The sequence below is a fragment of the Gluconobacter sphaericus NBRC 12467 genome, from assembly GCF_006539125.1.
Taxonomy (GTDB): Bacteria; Pseudomonadota; Alphaproteobacteria; order Acetobacterales; family Acetobacteraceae; genus Gluconobacter; species Gluconobacter sphaericus.
The window spans coordinates 1-10,298 of record NZ_BJMK01000052.1 but is presented as its reverse complement, the minus strand read 5'-3'; the positions used below and the strand labels follow the sequence as shown (position 1 = coordinate 10,298).

7 protein-coding genes are annotated in these 10,298 nt (G+C 54.9%); 5 read left to right on the top strand and 2 right to left on the bottom strand.

Annotation, left to right across the window (positions count from 1 at the left end; all coding sequences use genetic code 11):
- Positions 1-331: 331 nt before the first annotated feature.
- The 5 genes from GSP01_RS13820 to GSP01_RS13800 all read left to right on the top strand — a co-directional run bounded on the left by GSP01_RS13820 (position 332) and on the right by GSP01_RS13800 (position 7,143).
- Complete coding sequence (locus GSP01_RS13820; RefSeq protein ID WP_141354445.1) at positions 332-2,071, top strand: DUF6538 domain-containing protein; 1,740 nt, start codon at positions 332-334, stop codon at positions 2,069-2,071.
- A complete protein-coding gene (locus GSP01_RS13815) occupies positions 2,071-2,394 on the top strand; it encodes a hypothetical protein (RefSeq protein ID WP_228124006.1) in 324 nt (107 codons plus the stop codon). The genes GSP01_RS13820 and GSP01_RS13815 overlap by 1 nt, the downstream gene beginning before the upstream one ends.
- Positions 2,395-2,592: 198 nt before the next feature.
- Entirely contained in the window at positions 2,593-2,988 is a 396-nt protein-coding gene (locus GSP01_RS13810; RefSeq protein ID WP_167495571.1) for a plasmid mobilization protein, read from the top strand.
- A 32-nt stretch (positions 2,989-3,020) separates the two neighbouring features.
- A complete protein-coding gene (locus GSP01_RS15325) occupies positions 3,021-4,844 on the top strand; it encodes a hypothetical protein (RefSeq protein WP_228124005.1) in 1,824 nt (607 codons plus the stop codon).
- A gap of 355 nt (positions 4,845-5,199) precedes the next feature.
- Positions 5,200-7,143 (top strand): AIPR family protein, encoded by a 1,944-nt coding sequence (locus GSP01_RS13800; RefSeq protein ID WP_141354441.1) that lies wholly within the window; start codon positions 5,200-5,202, stop codon positions 7,141-7,143.
- Positions 7,144-7,154: 11 nt separating this feature from the next.
- On the opposite strand, the gene GSP01_RS13795 is transcribed toward GSP01_RS13800, so the two are convergent.
- Both GSP01_RS13795 and GSP01_RS13790 read right to left on the bottom strand, forming a co-directional pair.
- Positions 7,155-9,032: an ATP-binding protein gene (locus GSP01_RS13795; RefSeq protein WP_141354439.1), complete on the bottom strand. Its 1,878-nt coding sequence runs from the start codon at positions 9,030-9,032 to the stop codon at positions 7,155-7,157.
- On the bottom strand, positions 9,008-10,298 hold a 1,291-nt coding region (locus GSP01_RS13790), incomplete at its 5' end, for a DNA double-strand break repair nuclease NurA (protein WP_141354437.1). The genes GSP01_RS13790 and GSP01_RS13795, both read right to left, overlap by 25 nt.

Genomic DNA, 10,298 nt, shown 5'->3' with positions numbered 1-10,298 from the left:
CGTACAGGGTTTTGCGCCGTCTTAATGACGGCCAGCAGGCCGCTTCACGGCCTACACTCCTGATAAAGCCCTCGCGCAGAGGGCTTTATGGCGTCTTGACGTTACCAGAATGTCTGCCAGACTCTCGATGAGTATATGGCAACGGAAAGACTGACGTCGACGTTTTCGACGTATTTTCAAGGGTTTGACTGCGGGACGCGTCCCGCAACACTAGGTTCGAGTCCCGCAGCTCGCACCATATAACTCTCTGATTTCATTGGGAACATAAGGCTATGACCCGCAGAATGCGGGTTGGTTCTCCAAAGCTCTTCTCCAGAATCGGAGAAGGTTCATGCTCAGACTGGTCGGTTCACGCTATCACTTCCGCCGCATTATTCCCTCGCCGCTCCGGCCCGTGCTCGGCAAAAGCGAGATCTGGATTTCACTGGGAACCGCAGGCAAGATAGAGGCCAGACGCCGTGCGGCAGAGCTGCATGCCCAGACCACCGACCTTTTCCGGAGCCTTCGCAGCGTGAGCCCTTCACAGACGTCTCCTGATGCCACTCCTTCTCCGGACAGGTCCGATACAAACAAACGCCTGATAACTTATATGCGCGAACGCGGCCTGCGGACGGCCGAAGATCTTTCCAATGCACTGCTGGATGATCACCGTGACTTGCTCGCCCAGCAGGAGCGCATCCGGCAAACCGACGTCGAAGCGGCCGAACTGGCTGGTAAGGCCCAGTATTACGGGAGCGTTCTGAACCATGCCCGCGACACCGCCATGTATCAGGAGACACTCGAAAAGGTCATCGCGGTTGCGCTGGATCAGCAGACGAAGCTGACAGCGCTGGCGAAGAGGGCGGTACAGGAATCGCAGACCACGCAGGTTGAGAAAAAGATTCTGGAGGGCGAAATCAGACGACTCCACGACACGCTTGTCAGCACCCTGACCAAGGCCATCGAGAGCACGACCGCCCGGTCGGCTCCCGTTATCCCATCACCTCAACCGGAGGTGACGCCCTCCGAAATATCCGGAACCGTTCCTGCTACACCGCCAAATACAAAATCACCCGTCCTGCTGTCAGCTGCCCTGAAACGTTTCCTGAACAGCAAACCGGCTAAGAGCTCAGAGACACAGCGGACCACTTCGCGAACAGTCACCCTTTTCATGGACGCTTTTGGAGATCTCCCTCTCTGCCAAATCGATGGCGAGGTCGCAGGCAATTTCCGGGATGTCCTGTTTTCGCTCCCGGCGTCCCATGGCAAAAACAGGACCCTGTCTCTTCAGGAAGAAATCGACAGGGCCGCCTCACAGGATCTTCCGACACTCAGCGCGAAAACCGTCAAGAACCACTTCATGTGCGTTTCATCCCTGTGGAATGACCTTCTTCGTCGGAACATGGTAAAAGAGAACCCCTGGCGTGGCTGGGATTTCAACCTGAGCAAGCGCACCCCCCGACGGGCATGGACGCAGGCAGAAATGAACAAACTCGCCAAGACGCCATGGCCTGCTTGCAGCATTCCGGCAGAGACATTCATGGGCATCACGATGGTCGCCGCCTATAGCGGCATGCGTCTTGGAGAAATCTGCAACCTGCGCAATGACGATATTCAGGACATCGAGGGCGTTCCCTGCTTCCGTATCTGTGCGCATCCCGAAGACAACTGGTCACCCAAAACTGAAGCAGGAGAGCGTCTTGTTCCCATTCACTCCGCTTTACTGAAGTGGGGCCTTCTGGCGCTCCTGAAAGCGGACGGGAAATACTTATTCTCTGACCTAAAGGCTTCACAGGACGGTTCGCGCGGAGCCGATTTCAGCCGGGCATTCTCCCGTTACAAGATGACGATGGGCCTTCCCCCTGCCGTCACGTTTCACGGCTTCCGTCATACCGTCTCGACGCTTCTGAGGAATCAGGATAGCGATATCCGGGAACTCTGGATTGATGCCCTTCTGGGTCATGAATCCAGCCACAAGAGTCAGGGCGCCACGACATATCTGAGCGGCATTGATCTCACCAATCTGCAAAGAACCGTCGAAGCCATTCAGTACCCGGCTTTCAGCTTGCCGTCTCCTGTAGGACACATCTGATGCCGTTTCTCCACAACGCAGCCGGGTTGCCCACCATGAAATCTTCTCCATCAAAACCGGAATTTCAAGATTGGCTCATTCTCGCGGAAGATGGCCGACACGTCGTGCTGGGACGTTACAGCAATCCCACCGACGAAGAGATTTCCAGAGTAACTCATGCTCTCGCAGCGCAGGGCATCGGTGGATGGTTGGCACAAGGCTGCGGACATTATTATCAGAAGAGACAACAATACAGTCTCCAGAAAATTTGCGTCCTAACAGAGAGCAGCATTCCGTGGGAAGTGGCCGAAGTGCGTTTCCATCACCTCCGAAAGGAACAATAAAAAGATTAAATAAATAACCTTAATAAATACACTTTTCTTTTGTTCTATTCTGAAATCCGGTTTTTGAATTGCTATCCTGTTCTGTGAGGCCTTCTTGTCCTGAGCCAGCAGTGTCGAACGGCTACCCAAGGGTAACCATTCGACAGCTGGCAAGGGGGAATGCTTCCCCCGTTGACCCCCAGACCAGGACGTCCTGCCATGCCTGAGATCCCATCCTTATCCCGTACCCGATCTTCTCGTCTGTCTGTCCGAGCCTCGCCTGACGAGCTGGAATGCTGGAGCAGAACCGCCCAAATCCTCGGGCATGCGACGACTGCTGACTGGGTCCGGACATTGTTGCAGGACGCAGTCCTGTCGCATCGTTATGGCGGAGCCGTCGGTATCGAGATCCGGAAGTTACGAGGCGAGCTGGGACGCATCGGCAACAACCTGAACCAGCTCGCTCATGCGGCCCATCTCGGGGAGGCCGTTGCCTGCGGTGACACGTTGCAGGACATCGACCGCCTCACAGACCAAACCGACATCCTTCTGCGCAGCCTGCGTTCCGGTCGGCCCCGTCGGCTTCGATCTGCTTCCGTTGCTGTCATGCACTGAACCGGCGATCAGGTCTTCGCAGGTGCGACGCCATGATTGTGCAAGAAAGCCGGATCAAGACTAGGAGCGGATATCAGGCTGTCTCAAGGCATGTCCTGTCCGGCCCGAAGAATGAAGCCATTCGCATTCTTTCCGGGAGCGATTACCTTCTGAAAGACTGGATGAAAGAGGCGAAACGCGAAGGCATTCGCTACGGCCTGCGTCATATTGCCTTCAATCCATCTGAACACATGAGTGATGGGCAACTTACCCATTTCGCCAACCAGATCTGTCAGGAACTGGGTGCTGACCCCGACCGCCTGACACTTGTCATCCATCAAAAGGATGGCAGCACACACGGCCATCTCCTGCTGCCGGAATGGCAAGACGACCATGTCCTCAGCAGTAGATTTACATGGCAGCGCCTGGAAAAGATTGCCCGGCTGGAAGAACTGCGACTGGGTCATGACCTCATTCCCGGACGGCACGATAAAGCGATCGCGAAGACCCTGAGAGAGGCCGGGAACTCTGAGGCGGCGGACAGAATTGCTGTCCTAGTTCCTGAAGAACATGCTGATCGTCCGGTCTCGGCTTACACGTCGCAAGCCCGGCGGATAACCGAACGGCAGGACTTCGATCTGGCTGCGGCCAGACGCGAGATCATGGCGTTTTGGGAGAAGTCCGGAAATGACCTGAAGACGTTCCGGCGCTTCCTGAAAACAAAGAACTGGCACATGCGACCGGGAGATCGCACGGACCGGCGACGGGACGCCCATGTCATCGAGACAGACGATGGCATGCTGATCGGGTCATTCACACGACTGACCAAAGTACGCATGAAAGATTTCCGTCTTCTGCTGGAAGAAGAGGCGGCAAGACCATCACCTGTGGATCTTCGACCCGTTGTTAAACGCTTGGAACGACGCGAAACCCGGCACCAGCAACGGGAGGAGCGGAAACGGAAAAACGAAGACCTGATCTGGGCCCCACCAGATCCACTGTCTGTACTGGACCGACAGAGGCTCCAGGAGCATGGACGAAAAGAAGTGGACATGATCCGAAAGCGCCTGCCGTCCATCGGCTCACCTCGATACCCGGAACAGTTCAGTGAAGGGTTCCAGATCTATCTGAAAGACTGGAAACGGGAGATGCAGGCTGCACGAGCTGTCCTGAACGCCCGACATCCGCTGGAACGACGCTACGGGCCGGAAAGTCCTTTGGATATCCAGACGGCGTGCATCCTGCAGATGATGAGAGAAGGCTGGGTCAAACTGAAGCAGGCCAACCAGACCATTGCTCAGGCGCGACAGAGACTGGATGAACTGGAAGCCCGGAAAAGCCCATTCTTTCGGAAGAGCAGGATATCTGAGGCGGAGGAACAGTACCGCCAGGCGCTGGCCCAGCTGGCCGAGATCTTGCGCTATCTCGTGCAGTTCATTCTGTATCATCTGGGACTGAGCAGCCAGAAACCTGACCCGATCCAGATTCCTGTTCCCACAGAACGGGAAGTGACATGGCAGGACTATCTGCAAGACCGACGCGAGTTGCTCCAGACCCTGCTGGATGAGAAAACCCGTCGCGTCTGGATCAAGGATCGCTGTCGGGAGGCCGAGCACAGGCGGGCGCATGTTATTGCACAATGGCATGCGGACCGTGTGCAGGACTGTGATCAGGCGCAGCAGACCGTTGCCCGGCTTGAGCAACTGGCCCGGCTTCCACGCCAGCTTCCCGAAGAGATCCGCTTTGCGATTAGGGATCTGAAACGGCAGGGGCAGTTCCGCAAAGCTCTGCAAACGCTATGCGATTTCAGACCGTCTAGACCTGTACCCCGATCCCCGCTCACACCTCTTTTCCCTAAAGCCTGTTTATACCCTTAAGGGCTTCTCCATACATATAAGGGAAATTCCGTTTCTCATAGAAAACAGGCCAACTATTTTGGGGTAATAGGCTGCACTAGGCAATTTTTCATTTAACTCACCACCTTAGGCCAATCATCATCCTAAATCGGTCGTTCTTCCTACCTGACTAAAAGCCTAATAGCTGCTGTCCCGGTTCCAGATATCTTTCCTGGCCAATCATCTTACACGCAATTGCTATACTATGGATCCGCACATATTATGCAGACAGAGACTATGCGAAGGTTAAAGGGTGCTAGAAGAGCAACTCATAGCAGAGTTCACCACGGGACTCAGAGACGAGGCCAGGGAAAGGCTAAACGAGTGGCCGGCGGGATTGCCGCTGACATCGGATGCCGCGCTGGCTGAGGTAATCCTCGGCTATCTGGAGGAGGCCGGCTCAATAACCGGCCATGATCTCTGTCCGCATGAAGATATCGGGCTTCGCCGGCCCTGCCGGGTGATCGCCTACTCCCTGCCGGAAGATTCCGTCAGACTAGAACTATTCACGACAGGCCCAGTGCTCACGCGACGAGACATTGCGCGCCTCTCCGGATGGGCGGCACGGTTCTTCGAGTATGCGGCGAAGGGCGATCATGCACGTTTCGAAAACAACCCTGCCGCACTCGAAGCCGCTATCCTAATTCGAGATCAACTTTCGCGTATCGAGGAAGTCCGAATCAATGTGATCACCGATGTCCGCGTAAAGGATCGTTCGGTCGATGATATCATCGTGCAGAACCGTTGCGTCGAGACTGACATCTGGGATATCGACCGTCTCTACCGCGCAACAGGGGAAGATGTAACACGAGACCGAATCGAAATCGATTTTGTGAAACTATTAGATCGTCCGTTGGCATGCTTAGAAATGAAACCATGCCCAGTGGAATACAAGACTTATATGGTCATCCTGCCGGGAAAGTTGATTTACGAACTCTTTAATCAATATGGGCCGCGCCTTTTCGAGTTCAACGTACGATCCTTCCTACAGGCAAGAGGCGCTGTAAACCGCGGAATCCAACGCACAATCAAAGAAGAGCCTAGCCGCTTCCTCGCCTACAACAACGGGTTGACAGCCACCGCCGACGAGATCGAGATCTCGTCTTGGCATGGCGAGACCGTTATCACACGTCTGCGCGGACTCCAGATTGTCAATGGGGCTCAGACGACAGCCTCAATCTATCGAGCCCTGAAAGTCGACAAGCTTCCGCTGGACCAAGTGGCAGTTTCCATGAAGCTAACCCTCGTGCCTCCCGACAAGCTCGAAGAATTTGTTCCGCTGATTGCCCGCTTTGCTAATACGCAAAATCCGATTCAGGTAGCAGATCTCTCCGCCAGCGATCGCTTCCACCAGCAGTTCGAAACTCTATCGGAATCGGTCTGGCCTCCCGGCGAGGAAAGTCGCTGGTTTTACGAGCGCGCGCGCGGCTCCTATCAAATGGCGCGAAACAGGTATGGATCGACGCCGGCCCGTCGCCGCGAATTCGATAGAACCTGTCCGAGTAGTCAGCATTTCGGAAAGACCGATCTCGCCAAATATCTGATGGCTTGGTGGGGCAGTCCTCAGGTCGTGAGCCGCGGCGCACAGAAGAACTATGCGACATTCATGTTCGGCTTGCGCGAACGGTTTGGTAAGGACTGGAGCCCCAACAGGGAATTCTTTCGTCTCACGATCGCCCAAGCGCTTCTCTTCAGGGCCGCTCAGACCGTAGTACGCAAGGCTCGCCTTCAGTCCTATGGCGCAAATGTAGTCGCGTACATGATTGCACTCCTAGCCGCTCATCATGGCAACGAGATCGACCTCAAGCGCCTCTGGGATCAACAGCAGGTTTCAAATGAAATGGAAGCGCTGTTTGCAACGTGGGCACCTCTGATTCACGCGGAAATCGTGGCAAGTGCCGACAACCGCAACGTCACCGAATGGTGCAAAAAGGATGATTGCTGGGTTGAGATCGGCGCTCTCAATCTTCCCCTCCCAGCGGATCTGCCGCCTGAATTCCGCGAGGCCACATCTACCCTTAGGACCATTACCAACGACGGGCACGATGATGTAACGGAAGACAACCTCGTCGCAGAATGCACAGCTCTTGATGCCGCCGCATGGGCCAGAATTATGGCATGGGCGGCAGCATCGCTGGAGGTCGACGACTACGACCGCAAAGTAGTTCATACGTTGAGCGGCTATGCAATGAATGGCTGGCTCAAGCCACCGTCACTTAAACAGGCAGTACGAGGCTACCGAGTTTTAAACGCTGCACGCAACGCTGGAGTAACCATCTAAAAATTTTACTTTCAGTATTCTGGTTTTATTCTTCTACGTCGACTTGGTTTGGATCTCACAGCACGCTTATCGGACGGGGATGCGACAGTACCGCCGTCCACCGATGCCTCGGGCGCCTTACGAAGGTTCCTCCGGATTACATTAGTATTTGCTTCGCGGCGGGCATTCGGCTTCCAGCTCTGTGCCTCCTGAATGAAGTCCTCGTCGCCAATCGCTTCGCTTACGAGATCCGCATCGAATTTTACTTGTACCAGCAAAGGGAAGCGCACCGCCTGTCCTGATACGATTCCTTGCCCACGACCGAATGCCTGCAGAATGTTAGCATCTGCTTCCGATAGGTTCTCCATCACTGACCGCACGAAGCTCTTGTCGCGCGGATTAACTAGACGAAGCACGAGGAAGCTATTGCACTGTGCGAGCGTTGTCTCGTCCAGCCGAGATGGACGCTGCGAGATAAGAATAAGGCCGGTGCCAAACTTACGGCCCTCAGTGATCACCTTTCTGATCGTGGGCAACGATGGTGTTTCGTCGGTACCCTCCTGACGGCTTGGGATGAAGTTGTGAGCCTCCTCGACCACGGCTTGAAACGGAGGAATAACTCCGGAAAGCGTTGAGCGATGATTGAAGAGTGCCTCAAGGACCATACTGACAATGGCCGACTGGTTGAGATGATCGTATCCGGCGAGGTAGAAGATCGAGACGGTTCCTGGCGCGACGATCTCGTCTGGAGCATCGGACGGATCGGGCATTTCCTCAAAATCGTAGTTGGAAAAGCGAGACTGGCTGCGCAGCCTCGCGTTATTCGACTCCATCTGTTCCAGGTTTGCCAGGACAAATTCGAGCGATCTCTTGACCACGTTGATCGTGCCGCTACGAGTGTCGGCGAGATCGTCGGGCAGGTCATTGCCTCCCTTGCTCCTCTTTTTTGCCGCGACCGCCTCCGCATGGTCAATCATTTTTCGCAGGAAATTAGCGGCCGTCTCACCATCCTGGGCTTTCGTGCTATTGAGCAGGTACAGATAAAATTGTTGCTGTGGATCAGTCAGCTTCTTTCCCATTTTATCGATCAGCTCGGAAACGATGCCAAGATTGTCCTGGCGAACCCGAATAATCGGATACAGCACCCTGACTTTAGTGTTCGGAAAACGGTCACGCTTCTCATAGAACCCTAGATAGTCGCCATGTGGATCGAAGATCACGAGCGGATATCTCAGCTCAATCAGTTCGCGAATGATCCGGCGCGCAGCTACTGTCTTGCCCCCGCCCGTCATAGCAAGAATCGCCAAATGTCTAGACACGATATCACGTGCCGAAAGACTAACCTCGACATCGCCGCGGGCAATGAGGCTGCCAACTAGCAACTTGGTAGAAGGCGGGTCCGCTCGATCATCCTCGCCGGTCAACAGCCGACAGACGGCATCTGCCGGCGGATACAGCACCTCTGCGGAAGGCTTTACCGGGTAGGTCAGAGGGCAGAGTTGGGTGGCAGCAGGAGTATCATCAAACGTTGTACCAAGGATCAGTACCTCAGCTTCGAGGTGATCCCGGCTCCCCGAAAGCACCGTATCGAGAAAGCGAATATTTTCATTCGCCAGCTCTTGAGCAGCTTCGGCGGGAAAGAAGGGGTTGAAGCGGTCAATTGACGTAATCCGGCCCCACACAGTGGCGACCTTGCGACGCTCGGCTGATGAGATAGGCACCTCGACGCGAGTAGCAACGATATCGCCAAGCTTTCCCTTAAGATTTCGAAGGATGAAAGTGTAGCGCCCCGTGGACGCCTCTCCCACGACCGTACCAATACGCGGCCATTCATCCTGCTCCAATTGCTGAGATTCCACCCTTGCCATCTGTTCCCTCGATTTTCTCATGTACTTGGCCGGAACAGCCAATCTCGGCCCTTTGCGGCCAACACTCTTTTCGCGAAGGCAATCGTACTGGGATCGCCGCTCTCGATTGCCCGCCTCAGCAGTACGATTTGATGCTGACCTTTAACCCCTCTACTGAGCCATGCCGGCACCTTCGCAAAGCGGTCTACGATGTCGAGACCAACCGGAAATCCGTATGACGGCAAAAGGCGACTAGTGTGGAAAACGAGCGCCAATAAGTCATCAAACATCTGGATGTTCTCAAAAGCCTCAACCCTGAAAGGCATCACCATTGCGGATGGTTTGATGTAGGTAGTGAACGCGTTGGGATAATCACGAATCGTTCGTTTCCAGTCCTCAGGCCACTTGCTCTCGGGTCCCTGCCGCATGACGGGTATTGGCACTACATACTCTCCGTCCCCCAAAACGACGTCGAGCAGCGAGGCATCATTAAGACCGTAGGACAGTATCTGCAGCTCCAGATCGCGCGCGTCCTTTTCCTTAAGAACCTTGCTGTCCTGGAGCAGATCGAGAAGGCGACGAAGAAAAACAGGATCCCGTCCTATCGATCTTTCCACCGCGCCGACCACGGGTACTCCAGTCTCGCGTAGACGTTCTAAAACTTTAAGATAAAGGGCGACGAACTGGCGTTCGCGCGTGTCGCCGTCCCAGTCATCATCATCCAATAGTACCCTACAGGCATTACGCCCAAAGGCGGGGAAATCTTCCAACCCGTAGGGAGCGACTGGATTGATGAGTGGCCCATGCAAAATGACGGCATCTACCCTATCCTTACCAACTGCTTTCGCCAGTCGATAGCCAGCTGCCACCTCGCTCACCATACGGGCCGCATCTCGCAGCTTCGCCACATCAAGGAAGTCGCTTTCGAAGAGGAATCCAGAATCACTGAATAGATCATCAACTAGCGACAGCTCGACGTTGAACTGCTCCCGTTTCTCCGACGCGTCCCCCGGCCGTACCACATAGGAACCGACACGAATACCTATCGGCGCCGCCGAGGGCAGCTCAATATTGGCGACCCCACCATCAACGAAAGCGAAAGCCTTGCCGTGAAGTTTTGGCCAGTAGTTATTGGGCGCATAGTCGATGCGGCGCAATAGATCGTTATTTTCCAGAAGCGCCCGGACGCTTCCTGCTATCCCCGAAAGAGTGTGAACAAAATCGGTATGGGTCTGATCGGACTGCTTCTGCGTGACGAGCAGCATGTTTGTTAGGAATTCTCCCTGACCGATCCGCGCTTCTATCCGATCTTTAATATCCATTTTGACT